Source organism: Myxosarcina sp. GI1(2024), assembly GCF_053543375.1.
In genome coordinates this window covers 220,522-239,057 of record NZ_JBKGTY010000006.1, presented here as the reverse complement: position 1 = coordinate 239,057, position 18,536 = coordinate 220,522, and the positions used below count along the sequence as shown (strand labels likewise).

Below are 18,536 nucleotides of genomic sequence, written 5' to 3'. Positions count from 1 at the left end.
ATAGGTTTTTCCATATAGTATTGATAGGCTTTTCTTCGCAATCTTGTCTCTCCACACGTTAATTCAATTGAGGAGACAATAGATGTCAATTTATGTAGGCAATCTCAACTACGAGATTACCCAGGATGACCTTAATGAGGTCTTTGCCGAATATGGTACGGTTAAGCGGGTTCATCTTCCTACAGACCGCGAAACGGGTCGCAAACGCGGTTTTGGCTTCGTCGAAATGGGAACGGAGGACGAAGAAACTGCTGCAATTGCCGCTCTCGATGGTGCTGAATGGATGGGGCGTTCCTTAAAGGTTAATAAAGCTAGACCCCGCGAACCCAGGAGTTCTGGAGGAGGCGGACGTAGAAACTTCCGTTTTTAAACTAGCAAAGGTAAACCTTTACCTGAGACCTAATAGTCATTAACGTTCTCGTTCTAAGAAAGACAAAGCCCCTCGAGCATATACTAGCTTACTTAGCAAAAAATCTTTTTCTCGTTTCTCGTCCTCTGGAAATTTGAAATTTTTCCTATGAGAAGCTAACAAAAATCTAGTAAAGTAGCTAAGCTTGCTTAGCCGATCGTCTAACTGGTTCAAGCCTATCGTCAACAGACTCAAAATAAAGCCCAGTCTTCAATACGAAGATTGGGCTTTATTGACGTTAAAATCGAATTGCCGAGCGCAATTAACTTGAGAGATCGATGAAATCAACCACCTCCGTTTCTATCAGTGGCATCGCTATTCAGCGTCACATCGGAACTATGATGGTTGCATTGGCAGCGATCGTGGTAGGGGTGGGATTTATTTTCAGGCTACAGGTAGATCTCTTGCCTAGCATTACCTATCCTCGTATTGGTGTGCGGGTCGATGTTCCTGGAGTTGTTGCCGAGGTGGCACTCGAGGAAGTGACCAAACCTCTAGAGGAAGCTTTGAGTGCTACTGAGGGGATAGAACAAATGTTTTCTCGCACTCGAGAAGGTAGCGTCCGCATCGATCTTTATTTTCAACCAGGAAAAGATATCGATCGCGCCCTAGCAGATGCTACGGCAATTTTTAACCGCAATCGCGATCGCATCTTACCCGATTTGGTGGAAAATGCCAGTGTATCTAAGTCTTCTCCTTCCGAACAACCAATTTATGAATTTGCCGTAGAATCAACCTCATTAGATGATTTAGCACTGAGAATATTTGCCGAAGAAGAATTAGCTCGGGAGTTAAATTTGATTCCAGGGGTTGCCTCGGTAGAAGTAGCGGGGGGGCTGACAGAGGAAATTGGCATCGATGTAGATTTAGCAAGATTGCAAGCATTGGGGATTGGTTTTAATACTGTAGAAGAGGCTTTAAGCACTGGCGATCGCGATATTGCCGGAGGGAGGCTACAAGGAGAAACTGGCGAACCTCTAATTAGGACTGCAGGAAGGTGGCAAAGCATTGAAGATCTGCGCAACCTGACCCTGAATTTACCTAATGAAGACCAAGCAGGTGCTAGTCGAGTGGTTTATCTAAGAGATGTAGCGCGAGTTACCGATGGCACTGCCGAACGGCGAGTATTTGTTACTTTAAATGGTGAGCCTGCGGTGAAAGTTAGCATTCAAAAACAACCCGAAGCTAATACGATCGGCGTTACCGAAGCGATCGAAGCTAAACTCGCTAGTATGGCATCCCTAGGCGCGATTCCTGCAAATATGCAGTTAATAACTACCAAAGATGAATCGAGATTTATTCGTAGTTCGATCGCCAATCTCATCGGTGCGGGATTAACCGGAACGGTATTAGCAGCGATCGCCGTATTGCTATTTTTAGGTTCGCTGCGCCAGACATTTATCGTTGCGGTGGCTATTCCCCTAGCGACTTTTACCGCCATTATCCTGATGAAGCTCTTTGGCTTGTCGATTAATATTTTTAGTTTGGGCGGATTGGCATTAGGAGTTGGTATTGTGGTCGATAACTCGATTGTCATGTTAGAAAACATTGCGTTGAGATTTAAAGACCGCAGAGCACAATTTAGTTCTCTAGAAAACAGCAACTACCTCTCTGAGGCGATCGAAGCAAGTCAGGAAGTGGAATCGGCATTAGTAGCATCTACTGCCACCAATTTGGTTGCAGTTTTGCCTTTTTTGTTAATTGGTGGCTTGTTTTCTTTGTTATTTCAAGAATTAATTTTAACCATCAGTTTTGCGATCGCTGCTTCTTTGCTGTTGGCTTTGACTGTGGTTCCCATGTTAGCCTCCCGCTTATTAGGGATTAAACGCACCAGCAAAATTAACAAATTTCCCTTTTTAGTCTGGTTCGATCGCGCCTTTAAGGGGGTAACTAACAATTATCATCGCCTGCTCAAAAAAGTAATTCACCATCGCTTAATAGTTATATCGTTAGCTGTTGTAATTCTTGGAAGTGGCAGCTACGGAATGCTACAACAACTTCCTCAGGAAATTTTACCTTCAATCGATACGGGACAGGCACAGATCTACGCTAGTTTTCCTCCAGGAACTAATTTAGCAACCAATCAACGCGTGATGAAAGCGGTAGACGAGATTTTAATGGGTCAGCCAGAAACAGAATACGTATTTACTGCCACTGGAGGTTTTTTATTTGGCGGCAGCACCATTGATAATCCTTTGCGTAGTTCTGGTACCATTACTCTCCAACCCAATAGCGATGTTGAAGCCTATTTAGAAAGAGTCGAAGCTGAATTTCAACAGCTAAATCTAGTAGATACTCGCTTGGTTGTTTTTCCCGAATCCGTCAGGGGATTAACTCTAAGTAACTCGCCAATAGATGAAGATATCGATTTAATTTTACAGGGAGCCAACCTCGATTTGCTCGAACGAACGGGCAATGAGATTTTATCAGTTTTAGATAATCGTGCTACTATGGCTCGCTATCGTACCCGTAACGATCCCCGACAACCGGAAGTACAGGTGATTCCGGACGTAACCCGTTTAGCCGACTTGGGGTTAACCGTACCCGACTTAGGTGCGACGGTGCAAACGGCAATTGGCGGTACCGTTGCTACTCGACTGCAAAGGGATGACCGCTTAGTGGATGTCCGAGTTCGCCTGAATGAGAATTCCCAAAAGTCAATTGCTGAGTTAAAGCAATTACCCGTGCTTACCGAGCGAGGCGGTACGATTAGATTACAGGACGTAGCTACCTTGGTTCTAGCCAAAGCACCAGGAGAAATTCAGCGAATCAATCAGCGCAATGTTTTTATTATTACCGGTGAGTTTACCGAAGGAGCTATCTTAAGTGAAGCGATGGCTGAATTACAGTCAATCATTGCCGAGATCGAACTACCAACTGGCATTAGTATTTTACCCAGCTACGCGGCTAACTCCAGTCAACAAGTGCAAAGCTCACTTGGTATCTTGGGAGGTTTGGCAGTTTTCCTCGTGTTTGTGGTGATGGCAGTACAGTATAATTCCCTAATCGATCCTGTGGTGATTTTGTTTACCGTACCTTTAGCTTTAGCCGGTGGAATCTTTGGGCTTTATCTGACTGGTACCGCTGTCGGTGCCACCGTCTTGGTAGGTGCGGTTCTGTTAGTGGGAATTGTGGTCAACAATGCGATCGTGATGGTGGAACTTGCCAACCAACTACGAAAAGAACGATACTGCGATCGCGCTACGGCAATTTTGCAGGCAGCAACCGCCAGACTACGACCGATTTTGATGACTACGCTCACTACAGTTTTAGGCATGTTCCCTCTAGCTTTAGGGATTGGAGAAGGAGCAGAATTCTTACAGCCATTGGGAATTGTCGTCTTTTCAGGTTTAGCATTAGCGACTTTTTTGACCCTGTTTATCATTCCCTGTTTTTATGTGTTGCTCCACGGGAAACTATCTTACAAATGATTCTGGGGATAATCTCAGCTACCAAGTAATCTTGATTGCCGCAATCGCCAATAAATCCGTTCACTTCAATCAAGCAGTGCAAAGTAGCTCTCCTGAAGCAAAGAGACTATTGTTCCAAAATTGCCTGACTTAGAGGCTGAGTGCAGAGGCAAGCTCCACACTTTAAATGCTTCGTGGATTTCTTTGGTGCTGTTTGGCTAATTTGACTCTTATAGCTAACGAATATAATCCTGCAAAGCTTTTACTTCCAATGGTTCCGACTGTAGAGAACGAATAGCAGCAACTGTAGCTTTTGCTCCGGCGATGGTAGTAACAATTGGTAGCTTGTAGTCCAAAGCCATACGTCGAATCAACCTGGCATCAGTTTGAGATTCTTCCCCAGTAGGAGTATTGATAATTAATTGAATTTGTTTATTTTTGATCCAATCAACTACGTGAGGACGACCTTCATGTAGCTTGAGGATCGTTTCTACATTTTCAATGCCGTTTTCTTTGAGCACTTTTTGCGTACCGGAAGTAGCCACGATTTTAAATCCCAGATTGATGAAATCTTTCACTACGGGAACTATCGCCTCTTTGTCGCGATCGTTCATCGAAATAAATACCGTTCCCGACAATGCTAAATCGACTCCGGCAGCAATTTCGGCTTTGGCAAAAGCTTTACCAAAATCGGTATCGATTCCCATAACTTCCCCTGTAGAACGCATTTCAGGACCTAATAGGGTATCGCTATTGGGAAATTTATTAAAAGGTAAGACAGCTTCTTTGACGGCGATGTGCTGGGGAATGGTTTCCCGTGTAACTCCTAAATCCGCCAGAGTTTTGCCCGACATCACCAAAGAGGCTAGTTTAGCTAGCTGTACTCCCGTAGCTTTAGAGACATAGGGAACGGTACGGGAAGCGCGGGGATTAGCCTCGAGAATATAGACCTGTTCTCCTTGAACGGCATATTGGATATTCATCAAGCCCATTACATTTAAGGCGTCTGCTAGTTTCTGCGTCCAGTCTCGAATGGTTGCAACAGCTGTTTCAGAAAGGGATTCATAGGGAATCGAACAAGCCGAGTCTCCCGAGTGAATGCCAGCCTGTTCGATATGTTCCATAATGCCGCCGATTACTACTTTGCCTTCTTTATCGCACAGAGCATCGACATCAACTTCGATCGCATTTTCTAAAAACTTGTCGATCAAAATGGGATGGTCTGGTTCCACCTCAACTGCATAGTCCATATAGCGTTTGAGTTCGTTGTCGGAATAAACAATTTCCATCGCTCTTCCCCCTAGCACATAAGAGGGACGAACTACTACGGGATAGCTAATGCGATTGGCAATATCTAGAGATTCAGCATAACTTCTAGCAATGCCGTTGGGTGGTTGTTCGATTTCCAAGCGCCGCAGAATTTGCTCGAATTTTTCTCGATCTTCGGCAGTGTCGATCGCATCTGGAGATGTTCCCCAAATTTTAGTTGGGGTTTCTGGAGTCTCTGCCAAATATTTCTGAAGGGGAACTGCCAGTTTAAGGGGTGTTTGTCCCCCAAACTGAATAATGACACCTTCTGGGTTTTCGTTCTCGATGATGTTGAGTACGTCTTCTTTAGTTAGGGGTTCAAAATAGAGGTGATCGCTGGTATCGTAATCGGTAGAAACTGTTTCGGGGTTGGAGTTGACCATGATCGTCTCGTATCCCGCTTTTGAAAGGGCAAAGGCAGCATGGCAACAACAGTAGTCAAATTCAATTCCCTGTCCGATCCGGTTGGGACCACCTCCTAAAATCATTACTTTAGGTTTATCCGAAGGGGTGATTTCCGACTCTCCCTCTTCATAAGTAGAATAATAATAGGGAGTATAGGCTTCAAATTCAGCAGCGCAAGTATCCACTAGTTTATAAACGGGAAAAATGCCTAACTTTTTACGATAGTTGCGTACTTCATCTTCGGTAGTTTTGGTAGCAAAAGCAATTTGGCGATCGCTAAATCCCTGCTGTTTGACATAGCGCATTTCCTCGGCTGAAATCTTGTTAAGAGCAGTACGTTTGAGAAACTTTTCGCTCTCTACCAACTCCTGCATCTTATCGAGAAACCACATATCGATCGCCGTTAGTTCGTGAATTTCTTCGGGGGACATTCCCATTTTCAAACCATGATAGATACTGTAAACCCGTTCGGGGTTGGGAGTACGCAGGCGCGATCTAATCTGAGGAATTGAGGGTAGAGTTTCCTTTTTATCGCAACCAAAACCATAACGTCCCGTTTCTAGCGATCGCAAAGCTTTTTGAAAGGATTCATTAAACGTTCTGCCAATTGCCATTGCTTCCCCCACCGATTTCATTTGCGTGGTGAGAATTGGTTTGGTACCCGGGAATTTTTCAAAGGCAAAGCGGGGAATTTTAGTGACGACGTAATCGATCGTCGGTTCAAAAGAGGCTGGAGTTTTCTGGGTAATATCGTTAGAAATTTCATCGAGAGTGTAGCCTACTGCTAGTTTGGCAGCAAATTTGGCGATGGGAAACCCCGTAGCTTTAGAAGCCAATGCCGAAGAACGAGAAACCCGGGGATTCATTTCAATCACGATTACCTCGCCATTAAGAGGGTTGACGGAAAATTGAATATTCGAGCCCCCCGTTTCTACCCCAATCTCGCGAATAATTTTTTTCGAATAATCCCGCAATCTTTGATACTCTTTATCAGTCAGTGTCTGTGCGGGAGCGACGGTAATCGAATCTCCCGTATGTACCCCCATTGGGTCGATATTTTCAATCGAACAGATAATTACTACGTTATCTGCCAAATCTCGCATTACTTCCAGTTCGTACTCTTTCCAACCCAGAAGGGATTTCTCCACCACAATTTGGGATACGGGAGAAGCATCGAGTCCAAATTGAGCCATCGTTTCATATTCTTCCTGGTTGTAGGCAATCCCGCCACCAGTACCTCCAAGGGTATAAGCAGGACGAATAATTAAGGGATAGCTGCCAATTTCTGCGGCGATCTCTCTTGCTTCGGCAATATTGCTTACAATACCGGAAGAACAAACGGGAACGCCAATTTTCGCCATGGCTTCTTTAAACAACTGACGATCTTCGGCTTTCTCGATTGCAGGTAATTTCGCCCCGATTAAATCGACATTGTACTTATCTAGAGTGCCATTCTGTGCCAGAGTCACCGCTATGTTTAATGCCGTCTGTCCCCCCATCGTCGGCAATAGGGCATCGGGTTTTTCCCTGACAATGACTTTCTCCACTATTTCTGGGGTCAATGGCTCGATGTAGGTACGGTCTGCCATATCGGGATCGGTCATAATCGAAGCGGGGTTGGAATTAACCAAAATTACTTCATATCCTTCTTCTCGCAGAGCTTTACAAGCTTGCGTCCCAGAATAATCGAATTCGCAGGCTTGTCCGATGATAATAGGACCGCTACCGAGAAGTAAGATTTTGTGGAGATCGTCGCGTCTGGGCATAAAACTTAAATCTTTCGTTTTACTAACTACTAGCGAGATTAATTGTATAATCTCATGACCCCCATATCTGTAGTTGTTTTATCTTGGTTTGATAACTTTACTCTAGCTGCGACACATTATAAATTTTTATCTTTTTATCTTGGTCTCGATACAGGTTTGAGAGATTGCATATAGTAGACTTACTAGCGATCGACGAGTAACAATCTTAAGTATTAGCAGTAGACTAACTACTTTCATACAGCAGCATTAATCTCGCTCTCGTTTCTGCTCCCAATTAAACAGCAAAAACATCAAAGTCACTAATCCAACCTGCAGCACAAAATTTGGAAAGCTAGATGCCACCTCTTTACCTGCGGCTAACTTGGCTAAAAAAACCAAAGCACCAATAAAGCCAGAGGCGGCAAAAGCCAAATAGAAGAATTTTCTCAAGCCTCTATAGGGAGCTTTAGCTTCAGCTTGAAGCATAGCGTATTTTTCGGGAGAAAGATTGCTTTTTCTTGCTCTTTCTCGGTCTTGTGGTGATAAATTTGTCATTTTTCCCTTAATTGTAACAATCTTACCTCAAGATAAATTTATTCCTCAGAAAAAACATTGCTGCTGTGAGCGATCGCCAGATAAAAATATACACAGATATACACAGTAGGATTTATTTAAGATAGTAATTAAATTTTCTCTTTCTACATCATACTCAGACTGGCTTATCTAATAAATAAGTAAGTGCATAACCATGAAAATGTGAGATATACTATATAACGCTTCTGGATGCCGATGTAGCTCAGTGGTAGAGCAACTCACTCGTAATGAGTAGGTCGCAGGTTCAAATCCCGTCATCGGCTTATTTATTTTTCCAAGTACCGTGAAAGCTGTGGGGAATGACGCTGGGTAAAGCCAGACGACAACTCGTATCCTCGGTCAAGCGCTCGCTTGGATAAATTCTCACTTCGCTACTGTCTTCATTGCCGTCGTAAACTACCGTTAATAGCCAACCTGCCTGAGAGTTATCCGACCCTGAAACCAATATAGGTTCGGAAGCATAACAGTTTTCTCCCATGTCTGCAACAGACAAATTACCAGTTTCACGGTCAAAACGAGCGATCGCGCCAAATAATTCTTTACCGACTAAATTGGGATCGCGCTGAATGGTTAGATAGGTATAACGCCAGAATTTACCGACGCAGTCGGGGTTTAAAACAGGAAATTCGCAGTGATCCGCTAGTAACTGTTGATTTTGAGTAACTCCTCCGGTTTGAGGGTTAATTTTTACCTGCCACAATGTTGCAGGTGCGGGGGTTTTCGTGGTACCCGTCGCTACTTCTTGCAAATATTGATTGGTTTTAAAATCTTCATAACGCACTAGTTCGGTGACGACTGCCCCTTCATCATCGACATAACCATTGGTAAAATGCCATTGATACCAGGGTTCAGCTTCTCCCCTACTGATTAAACTTAGAGTGTGGCGATCGAAGACTAAAATTTCCGTGCCGAGTTGAGGTTGCCATTTCACAGCATCGCTAAAGCTACTTTGACCTAAAGTTACTGGCATCAGATTAACTCGCACTGGCGAGACAAAAAAGACCAAATATTGTCCTGCTAATACAAAATCATGAACTATGGGCAAACCAGTCAAAGAGAATGAATTTTGTTGCTGAATTTTACCCGTGCGATCGCTACGATAGAGGTTTATCGTTCCATTAACTCCCATACTCATGCCAAAGTTAAATATTTCTCCAGTCTGGGGATCTACTTTGGGATGAGCAGAAAAAGCTTGCTTGTCTGATAAACCAGATAAATTATCCTTGCCTAGAGTTGCTAAGTTCTCTAAATCTAAAGCATGAGGTAATCCTCCCTCCCACAAAGCCAAAACTTTGTCGGGCAATGCCAAGACCGAAGTATTGGCTGCATTTTTTAACGGTTTGAGCCAATTATTCCAAAACGCACCTGGTGCGGTCATGCCATAGTTGGGATAGACAAAGCTATCTTGGCCTTCTTCGTGCAAATATCCTTCTGTTTTTACGTAGCGATAAACAGCACTAGCTTGTCCAGCATCAAAATGAACTGCCAAAACTGCGCCATCTCCATCAAACCAATGTCCGACCCGATCGCCTCCCCTAGACAGACGTGCGGGACCATTGCGATATAACGTTCCTTTTAATTCGACGGGGATCGCACCTGAGATAACATTTAAAGGAGTAAGAGCAAATTCTGTTGCGGGTTGAGCGATCGCTTTAGACCAGGCTTGAGGATGAGATATTGTAACCATAGGATTTTAAATCTAATTTTAACAAGTTAGTCAGAAGCGAGATCGGTTTTCGACGTTGCTACGATCGTGAGAACTTTTACCTATCTAGAAAAACACTATGAAAAAAGAGATCCTTAACGGACAGAAAAAAAAGAATAAGCAAAAAAATCAAAAAATCGACAAGAAAGTTTATCGAAAAGAACTTGCAAAACTACAAGTAGAGCTAGTCAAACTTCAAGAATGGGTCAAACAAAAAGGTTTAAAAGTAGTTGTTATCTTTGAAGGGAGAGACGCTGCTGGGAAAGGAGGCGCGATTAAGCGCATTAGTGAATGTCTCAATCCCCGTATCTGTAAAATAGTTGCTTTGGGAATGCCGAGCGATCGCGAAAAAACTCAATGGTATTTTCAAAGATATGTCGCCCATTTACCAGCCGCAGGTGAAATTATGCTGTTCGATCGCAGTTGGTATAATCGTGCGGGAGTGGAGAGAGTAATGGGTTTTTGCACCTATGAAGAATATAACGAGTTTCTGCGCTCCTGTCCTCAGTTCGAGTTAATGATTCAGCGCTCGGGTATTATCCTGATTAAATATTGGTTTTCTGTCAGCGATCGAGAACAAGAAAAACGTTTCCAAGAGAGAATTAACAATCCACTCAAACGCTGGAAATTTAGCCCAATGGATTTGAAATCGCGGGAAAAATGGCTAGAATATTCTAAAGCCAAAGATGATATGTTTGCCGCTACTGATATCCCCGAATCACCTTGGTATGTGGTGGAAGCAGATGATAAAAAACGAGCGCGGCTTAACTGTATCAGTCATCTTCTCAGCCTAATTCCCTACCAAGACATCTTGCCCGACCCATTTGAATTGCCACCCCAAGAGCACGAATTCGAATATCATCGCCCTCCAATAGAAGCACAAAAATTCATACCAGCAAAATATTAAATAGTTTAAACGGCTTGAAATAGTGCAATCGAACTAACCAGCATCTTTCAGGCGATCACTATGGCTAATCCTAAATTTTTGGTTTAAATAGTAACAAGAAACTACTCACCAAAAAACCAATAATCAAACCAAATAAATGACTTTGAAAACTAATTTGAGGAATTAGACTGTCGAAAATAAACTGAATAATAATAATAAGAATAACTCGTCTGAGTCTTCTGTTATTTAGAGGGTTCCTGTTTTGGAGCCAAAGCTGTAAAGAAATAGCCAGTACCGCGCCAATTAATCCCATAATCGCAGCAGAAGCACCGACTAAAAATACATTGGTCATCCCGGTTTCGATCGCCAGCCAAGAAAAAGTCAGCATCGAGCCAATACCGCTAGCCAAATAAATTATCAGGTAAGACCGCGCTCCCAAATTAAATTCAACTAAACGTCCGATAAAGTAAAGCGCCAGCATATTGGTGGCTAAGTGCAACGAACCATAGTGAAGAAAGTTAGCCCCAATCAATCGCCACCATTCTCCAGCTTCGACTCGTTCGGGAATTAAGGCTCCCAAACGTTCTAATGTAGAAATGTCAGTACTGCCTCCCAGTCGGATTTCTATGACATATAAAATCAAGTTTAGTCCGATGATTATGTAGGTAGTATAAGCAATTCTTTTGCTGTTATATTTCATTAAGTCTGAAAAAATAATTTTAAATTTTTAGCGATCGCAGTTTGGTTCGGCACTCAAAGGGCGAGCTCTTCAAATGTTGAGTAGATCTAGTAGCGAGACAGTCTCGACAGCAAAAAAGCTTTAACTCTTGTATTGGTTACCACTCATCATCCAACAATAATTTAAGTCTGTCATTAAATGGTAAATTAGATCCCGTTGTCTTTTCTACCGATGGAAAACTCCCATAACTATTATGTCCAAGCAATACCGCATTACCCTACTTCCTGGCGATGGCATCGGTCCGGAGATTATGGGGGTGGCGGTAGAGATCCTAAAGGTTGTCGGCAAACAGCACGAACTTGAGTTTGTTTTTGAATCTGCCCTAATTGGCGGGGCGGCGATCGATGAAACTGGAGAACCATTACCAGCAGAAACTTTAACTATCTGTCGTCGTAGTGACGCGGTGTTGTTGGCAGCAATTGGAGGTTATAAGTGGGATAATTTACCCCGCCACCAGCGACCCGAAACAGGTTTGTTAGGATTGCGATCGGGATTGGGTTTATTTGCTAACCTCCGACCCGCAACTATTTTACCTCAGCTCATCGATGCTTCTAGTCTCAAACAAGAGGTAGTTGAAGGAGTAGATATTATGGTGGTGCGGGAACTTACAGGGGGTGTTTATTTCGGAAAACCCAAAGGGATTTTTGAAACCGAGACGGGAGAACAGCGCGGTGTAAATACAATGGCTTATACTGCTAGCGAAATCGATCGCATTGCCCAAGTTGGTTTTGAAACTGCTCGAAAACGACGGAGTAAACTGTGTTCGGTAGATAAAGCCAACGTTCTTGATGTCTCTCAACTGTGGCGCGATCGGCTCGAAGCAATGGGTAGAAATTATCCCGATGTCGAACTCAGTCATTTATATGTAGATAATGCAGCGATGCAGCTAGTCCGCGCTCCCAAACAGTTCGATACTATCGTTACGGGTAACTTATTTGGCGATATTCTCTCGGATGCCGCAGCAATGTTAACTGGAAGTATTGGAATGTTACCCTCCGCTAGTTTGGGTGTTGAAGATAGTCCTGGAGTTTTCGAACCCGTACATGGTTCTGCACCAGATATTGCCGGACAAGATAAAGCTAATCCTTTGGCACAGGTTTTGAGTGCGGCAATGATGTTGCGCTATGGATTGAATGAACCTCAAGCCGCCAATAGAATAGAAACTGCCGTTACGCGAGTCTTGGATTTAGGCTATCGCACCGGAGATATCATGTCATTGGGGATGACTGCCGTTGGTTGTAAAGGTATGGCAGAAGCCTTAATTAAAGAGTTAGAAGCATCCTATATGAAGTAGGTGCAAAGCGCTGTTCGCCCTCGGTTATTAGTAAAAAAAGGAAGGACTGTAATCCTTCCTGTTTTTTATTGAGAATTTATAATCTGGTTTTGAATCGCTCGATAGCTAAACTAAGGCAGGCTCTTTCTCCATATCTTGAGAGTAATTACCTTCACTTGCCTCACTATTCAGTTTGGCTCTTTCTACCAGAAGTTTTTGAGCTTCTTCGACATTAGCCTCATTGCCTTTCCAGTGATTTAGTGCGGGTTGCTGAATCGCACGAGCATAGGAAAAGGTAACGCGCCAAGGGAACTGAGATCTATATTTAGCATTCATCTCGTTAAGATGTGCCGTAGCTCTCTGTTCGCTTTGTCCGCCAGATAAGAAAGCAACTCCGGGTACGGCTGCAGGCACGCAGTTTAACAAACAGCGAACGGTTTCGGAAGCGACTTCTTCTACTCCCGCCTGTTGGGGACAGTCCGAACCCGAAATAACCATGCTAGGCTTTAAAATCATTTGGTCGTAAGCAGCATTCTGTACGTATAGCTGACGAAATACCTCATGTAAGGTTTTTTCAGTTACTTCATAGCAACGCTCGATAGTATGATCCCCATTAATTAGTACTTCTGGTTCGACAATGGGTACTAAGCCACCTTCTTGACACAAAACTGCATAACGAGCTAGACCATGAGCGTTAGCTTCAATGCAGCCATCGGTGGGAATATCATCGCCAATGGTAATTACGGATCTCCATTTAGCAAAACGCGCTCCAATTTGATAGTACTCGGCAATGCGATCTCGCAGTCCGTCTAATCCTTCTGTTACCTTTTCATTGGGGCGAGCGGCTAGATCTTTAGCTCCCGTATCGACTTTAATGCCAGGGATCGTGCCGGCATTTTGCATTACCTTAACAAAAGATTCGCCATCTTTGGTCGACTGGCGAATCGTTTCATCATACAAAATTGCACCGCTGATATAATTACTCAAATTCGGTGCAGTCAACAGTAACTCTCGATAAGCACGGCGATTTTCTTCTGTAGCTTCGATGCCTAATTTTTGAAATCGCTTGTTGCAAGTGCCATTACTTTCATCCATTGCCAGAATACCCTTGCCTTCAGCCATCATTGCTTGGGCAGTGTTTCTTAGCTCTTGAGCATAATTGCTCATAACTCGATTGCTCCTGTTTTCAAAACTACTCAAAACTTCCGCAATTATTAAGAATCTTGTTCAATAAATCGACAAAATAATATCTTAAACTTAGCTTTTGTAAATACGGAAGTCTATTTCTATAATGCTTCTATATTAGCTAACTTTGGCAAAATAAAAATCTTTCCTACGAAGGTTAATTAATTATCGAAATTTAAAATCGAATGTTGGAAAGCGTTTAATTTCAACTTCTGTAAGAAAGACAAAAAACTAATATCTAAAAATACTTAGTAGCAAATACTTAACTGCTAATACCCAAACAACTGAGTATTGCCCAGGCTTTGTAATATAAATTTACAATATTCCCCCTTTTTTGCTCCTAAAATTAGGTTAGATTTAGTAAGTCTCATTCAGAAAGGTTTCAGTGAGCTACACCACCACTAGCCCAAGTCGTTCCGCGAAAATTGAAGTAAATGCTACTATGTTTTTCGATCCCACATTAATTAAAGCAGCTAGAAAAATTTATCAAACTTATTGCAATTTTCATTATCAATTGCAAACCAAACCACTGGGAGTTATTATCGACTGCGAGACTTACAAAGGCCAGTTAACATTTCGGCAAAGACCGATCTTATTGCCTGGAGAACGTTTTATTCGTATGGACTTAATCGAAACCGAAACACTATAGCAGTCCTATCGGAGTTTGGTGATGATTTGTCGATCGCATATTAAGTAAGCTAAATTTCACCGATCGATTGTGAATTTTAAGCCGTGAGTCGGGAAACCTGAATTTGTTCCCGAGCGCAAATTTACTTAACGGCATACTATGGAAACTTTAGCGATCGCTTTGTCCGTTTCGACCGTGTTTGTCTTTGGTGCTTGTATCGGTAGCTTTATCAACGTAGTCGTTTACCGCTTACCCGCTGGACTATCTATAGTTTATCCTCCTTCTCGCTGTCCTCAATGTCGCCATCGGTTGGGGAAGACGGAAAATGTACCAATACTTGGCTGGTTATGGCTGCAAGGGCGCTGTTGGCACTGCAAAAGCCCTATTTCCATTCGCTACCCTCTGATAGAACTGGCAACGGGAATTCTTTTTTTAGTAATTTTTTGGCGATTTGGCTTGAGTGTTCGAACTTTAGGACACTGGACTTTCGTATCTTGGTTGTTATCTCTATCTTTAATCGATCTAGACACGATGACTTTGCCGGGAGTTCTTACTAAGTCCGGTTTGGTATTGGGTTTAATTTTTCAACTTGTAACTGGTTGGTTAGATGCAGATAGCACAACGGCGATCGCCAATTTAATCTTTGGTGTTGCTGGTGCGGTAACGGGAATTTGGTTATTAGAATCGATTCGTGTTCTGGGCACAATTATTTTACAGCAAGAAGCAATGGGAGATGCCGACGGTAAACTAATGGCGACTATTGGTGCTTGGATCGGCTGGAAATATGTTTTAGTTTCTAGCTTTATTGCCTGTGGATTCGGAGCAATACTAGGCAGTGGTGCGATTATTTTAGGATTACTCGATAAAAAACAGCCGATGCCATTCGGTCCTTATTTAGCACTAGGAGGGGTATTATCGTTATTTTTGGGAGAAGCAATTGTTAATGCATACGTAAACGAGTTTTTGGTATTTTAATTGGGGCTTAACTTTGAAGCATAAATAACATCAATAAAATATATTTCTTCCCACTTGCTACTTTTCTTCTTCGCTCCCAGCCTGTTGAGTTCTAGTTTCAATTTCTGTTAGAGTCTGAAGAACGAGCCGTTTGGCCTGCAGTTGCCAGCCCCATCTTTGAATGGTAATAGCCAGTGGAAAGGCGATCGCGGGCGCGAGAAAGTCAACTGATTGTCTAAAGGAAATTCCCAACAGCAAACCCAAACCGGCAATTCCCCAAAACGGTAGAGCCACAGTTTGTCGTTGTTCTTCAATGAGTTTGCCGAGAAAACCATCAGGCATTTGAGCGTCTAACTCTTGTTTAATTGATTTTTGTTGGGTAAGAGACACTGATAGTCCAATTTTGCGGCGTAGTCTTTCTATTTTGCGATCGTCGGAACTAAAAATTGCCAGTTCGTCTTCTGCCATCCTAATCAGTTTTTCTAGTTGGGTAGGTTGAGCTTCCATGTTAGTTATCTTTATTTGGTTCTCAATCTACCATATAGACATATAGAAGAAGCGGAGGATTGTTTTAGCGAATCTTTTTCTAGAACTGTTAATGGTAATTATCTGCATCTGCAAAGTAGCTATTATTCTCAATATCGTATTTTATTCTGGTACTCCGCTAATCTCAGGGGATGGGCGACCGCGTTGAGCTTCGGGAACGAATACCGTCAAGCTTTGGGGAAAACACTTTACCTCTACCATTCTTTCTGTACCTACAATTTCGCCGTCCAAAACCAATTTCTGTGGGGGATCGGTAGTTATTCTAATCCACTTAGTTCTTAAATAAGTTACGTCATCTCTTTCTACAGACTCCTGATTAACGGCAGTTTGCAGCAAATTATAAGAAGCCGCAATCGCCCCAGTCAAGTTTTCAGGATAGACAATAGTGATGTCTAAAAGCCCATCATTAGCAATAATTCCCGCAGGTCCTTGTGCCAAAATCGAAGTCTTAGGGGCAGCATTAGCAATGGTAATCGCAGTTGCCTGCAGAGTAATTGTCCTCTCTTCAGTTTCGATTTGAGCGTTAAACTGAGGAAAATCTTGTAGCTGTCTAAGTCCCGAAACTATATAAGCTAACTTTCCCAAACGATTTTTGATCTGGCGGTCGGCATTGTCAACAGTTTCTGCTTCCAAACCAATTCCTGCTAGTAATACTATCCGTTTTTCGTTACAAATAGCAGTGTCTACAGTACGAGTCGCTCCTGCTAAAATTGTTTCACAAGCCTCGGTTAAATCGACTGGTATTTCCAAGGCATTGGCAAAAGCATTAGCGGTACCACGAGAAATTATACCTAAAGGAACCCCACTACCGACGACCGCTTCAGCTACTTGAGAAATAGTACCATCTCCTCCAGAAGCAATAATCATTTGAGCGTTTTGTTCCAAGGCACCGCGCGCAAGTAAACTGGCACCGATGACTTCGCTAGTAAATTGAATGCTTAAATCGATCTCAGAAGATAATAACTCTTCAATCTGGTTAAGCTCTGCTTCAGAGTCCCCTTGTCCTGCTACTGGGTTAAAAATTAGATAAGCCGAACGATTCATAGTCGAACCTTTAAGGATATATAGTCAAATATAGAATGGATCGCTATCAAATAGTAAAAGTATCGAGCTGATATGTACGCCAACGATGGTGCGATCGCTCTGCTACTAGAGGCTGTACGCTAAATTTGGGTGGAGTGCCGCGCTCGACTTTGATTCGCAAGCAACTGTAGGGTTTTTTCTTATTAGAACCCCGTCCATTACGACCGACGAATAATAGGGATTGGGCTACTTGAATTTCTGTATTTTCTCTGGTTTCTGGCAAAATCCCTCCTTGAGGACGCTGACGACGCAAACTATGACCGCTTCCTCCGCAGACAATCCAATTGATGTAAGAATCAGCATATCCGGTATCTTCGGTGTAGAGATGTTCTAAACAGTGAGCGTGTCCGGATATCACTAAATCTACTAAGGGACGGTCTGAGGTTTTATCTAGCTTGTGTGCCACTTCTTCTAAAACTTGCCGCAGATGATAGCGAACCTCTAAAGTCTGTGCCTGATTCCATTTAGTCGCTTCGGTAACGTAGGGTGGATGATGGAGATAGATTACTCTTCCCCGCGCTGTTTCATCTTGCCAAGAAGCAATTAATTTATGACGCAACCAGCTTAACTGTTCGTTGTCGATGGCGATTTTTTCTTTGTTGAGTCTTTTCTCAATGTCGCGCTTCATTTCGCCAATTTGATTTAGTTTACCTTGATAGTCATCTAAACGTTCGGCATCTTCTGAGGAATCTCGATCTAATTGCATGGTAGACTCCCAAATTTGCATTTCTTGACGTTCTAATTTTTCTTTACGGGCTACTAGTTGACGACGAACTTGTTTTCCCTCTTCGGTGTCTGGAATCGGCGGTGGTTCGACAAAAGTGTTAGAATCTAGTGCGATAAAATCGATACCACCGTAGCGAAAGCTATAGTACCGATTGGGCAAGCGAGTAAACTTACCAGGCTGATAACGCAGACAGCGACTACCCTGAAATTCAGCGGTATAGTGACGGTCGAGGTGATGGCCTAATTTTTTTGAATCTAAGTCTAATAAGTAGTCTAGAAAGGCTTTGGCATAAGCCTGTCCTTCAAACGAGCCATGCCAACCTACATCGATCTCCAGATAAGAACCAAATAGACGGCGTAACGGTCGAGTTGTTTTAGCTAAAATTCCATAAACTAATGGCAAGTCATAATAATCGTGGTTTCCAGGTACGGTTAAAAAAGGTCGCTCGAATACCATGCGATCGTAAGATACTTGCCGTGGCAATTCTCCTCCTACGATAAATTCTCGATAGGGAGCGATAAAGTTTTGATGGTAAAATTCTCTAGAGCCTACTTGATAAACTATATCCCCGGTGTGCAAAACAAAATTAGCTTCATGCTGATGTTTGAGCATCATTTTTGCCACTTGTCTTTGAGGAGTATGGGCGTAATGTTCACCGCAACCGCTATCGCCGATGACTAAAAAAGAAAATTCTGGACTATCGCTTCGGGGATCGTCTATAACTAGCTGAGTTTGATCGATCGCCCGCTTTTTTAAAGCTGATTGTTGCCACCGCACTCTCTGCTTCATTTTGGCAATTTTTATTGCTGTCGAAGGTTCGGTAACAAATTTCATCTTTATATTTAGACAGAGTTATCCCATCATAATTAAATTAACGCTCGTTATTTTAGTCAATCGAGCTTGGGAAGGGATCTGTCTTAAGCTATGGCTATAATTACC

The 18,536-nt window shown here is 42.8% G+C and carries 13 protein-coding genes and 1 tRNA gene; 6 read left to right on the top strand and 8 right to left on the bottom strand.

The genetic code is table 11. The annotated features are described in order from the left end of the window. Window positions 1-82 precede the first annotated feature (82 nt). Together ACLFKQ_RS21395 and ACLFKQ_RS21390 are read left to right on the top strand one after the other, a co-directional pair. Complete coding sequence (locus ACLFKQ_RS21395) at window positions 83-370, top strand: RNA recognition motif domain-containing protein (RefSeq protein WP_449001753.1); 288 nt, start codon at window positions 83-85, stop codon at window positions 368-370. Between the two features lie 317 nt (window positions 371-687). Then, the gene (locus tag ACLFKQ_RS21390; protein ID WP_449001752.1) at window positions 688-3,840 is read left to right on the top strand and encodes an efflux RND transporter permease subunit; all 3,153 of its coding nucleotides are present in this window, start codon (window positions 688-690) and stop codon (window positions 3,838-3,840) included. A gap of 215 nt (window positions 3,841-4,055) precedes the next feature. On the opposite strand, the gene carB is transcribed toward ACLFKQ_RS21390, so the two are convergent. Both carB and ACLFKQ_RS21380 read right to left on the bottom strand, forming a co-directional pair. Beyond that, window positions 4,056-7,298, bottom strand: a complete 3,243-nt coding sequence (gene carB / locus ACLFKQ_RS21385; RefSeq protein ID WP_449001751.1) for a carbamoyl-phosphate synthase large subunit — start codon at window positions 7,296-7,298, stop codon at window positions 4,056-4,058. 246 nt (window positions 7,299-7,544) lie between these two features. Beyond that, window positions 7,545-7,832, bottom strand: a complete 288-nt coding sequence (locus ACLFKQ_RS21380; RefSeq protein WP_449001750.1) for a DUF3493 domain-containing protein — start codon at window positions 7,830-7,832, stop codon at window positions 7,545-7,547. Between the two features lie 230 nt (window positions 7,833-8,062). Here ACLFKQ_RS21380 and ACLFKQ_RS21375 point away from each other — a divergent pair. Next, window positions 8,063-8,134: transfer RNA gene (locus tag ACLFKQ_RS21375), tRNA-Thr, on the top strand. Here ACLFKQ_RS21375 and ACLFKQ_RS21370 read toward each other — a convergent pair. Continuing rightward, window positions 8,134-9,558, bottom strand: a complete 1,425-nt coding sequence (locus ACLFKQ_RS21370; protein WP_449001749.1) for a carotenoid oxygenase family protein — start codon at window positions 9,556-9,558, stop codon at window positions 8,134-8,136. The genes ACLFKQ_RS21375 and ACLFKQ_RS21370 overlap by 1 nt on opposite strands. Before the next feature lie 97 nt (window positions 9,559-9,655). Here ACLFKQ_RS21370 and ppk2 point away from each other — a divergent pair, with 97 nt between their 5' ends. Further along, window positions 9,656-10,483, top strand: a complete 828-nt coding sequence (gene ppk2 / locus ACLFKQ_RS21365; protein WP_449001748.1) for a polyphosphate kinase 2 — start codon at window positions 9,656-9,658, stop codon at window positions 10,481-10,483. 70 nt (window positions 10,484-10,553) lie between these two features. Here ppk2 and ACLFKQ_RS21360 read toward each other — a convergent pair whose 3' ends face one another. Next, window positions 10,554-11,162 carry a rhomboid family intramembrane serine protease gene (locus ACLFKQ_RS21360; RefSeq protein ID WP_449001747.1) on the bottom strand — a complete coding sequence of 203 codons (609 nt, stop codon included), beginning with the start codon at window positions 11,160-11,162 and terminating at the stop codon, window positions 10,554-10,556. Window positions 11,163-11,394: 232 nt separating this feature from the next. Between ACLFKQ_RS21360 and leuB the strand changes: the two genes are divergently transcribed. After that, window positions 11,395-12,495: a 3-isopropylmalate dehydrogenase gene (leuB, locus tag ACLFKQ_RS21355; RefSeq protein ID WP_449001746.1), complete on the top strand. Its 1,101-nt coding sequence runs from the start codon at window positions 11,395-11,397 to the stop codon at window positions 12,493-12,495. Between the two features lie 105 nt (window positions 12,496-12,600). Here the strand turns inward: leuB and ACLFKQ_RS21350 are convergent, their stop codons facing one another. Then, window positions 12,601-13,641, bottom strand: a complete 1,041-nt coding sequence (locus ACLFKQ_RS21350; RefSeq protein ID WP_449001745.1) for a class I fructose-bisphosphate aldolase — start codon at window positions 13,639-13,641, stop codon at window positions 12,601-12,603. Between the two features lie 805 nt (window positions 13,642-14,446). On the opposite strand from ACLFKQ_RS21350, the gene ACLFKQ_RS21345 reads away from it, so the two are divergent. Beyond that, window positions 14,447-15,262 carry a prepilin peptidase gene (locus ACLFKQ_RS21345; RefSeq protein WP_449001744.1) on the top strand — a complete coding sequence of 272 codons (816 nt, stop codon included), beginning with the start codon at window positions 14,447-14,449 and terminating at the stop codon, window positions 15,260-15,262. Window positions 15,263-15,319: 57 nt separating this feature from the next. On the opposite strand, the gene ACLFKQ_RS21340 is transcribed toward ACLFKQ_RS21345, so the two are convergent. The 3 genes from ACLFKQ_RS21340 to ACLFKQ_RS21330 all read right to left on the bottom strand — a co-directional run bounded on the left by ACLFKQ_RS21340 (window position 15,320) and on the right by ACLFKQ_RS21330 (window position 18,431). Continuing rightward, window positions 15,320-15,748 carry a hypothetical protein gene (locus ACLFKQ_RS21340; protein ID WP_449001743.1) on the bottom strand — a complete coding sequence of 143 codons (429 nt, stop codon included), beginning with the start codon at window positions 15,746-15,748 and terminating at the stop codon, window positions 15,320-15,322. Between the two features lie 141 nt (window positions 15,749-15,889). Beyond that, window positions 15,890-16,849, bottom strand: a complete 960-nt coding sequence (locus tag ACLFKQ_RS21335) for a YegS/Rv2252/BmrU family lipid kinase (protein ID WP_449001788.1) — start codon at window positions 16,847-16,849, stop codon at window positions 15,890-15,892. A gap of 28 nt (window positions 16,850-16,877) precedes the next feature. Then, the gene (locus ACLFKQ_RS21330; protein WP_449001742.1) at window positions 16,878-18,431 is read right to left on the bottom strand and encodes a metallophosphoesterase; all 1,554 of its coding nucleotides are present in this window, start codon (window positions 18,429-18,431) and stop codon (window positions 16,878-16,880) included. Between the last annotated feature and the right edge of the window lie 105 nt (window positions 18,432-18,536).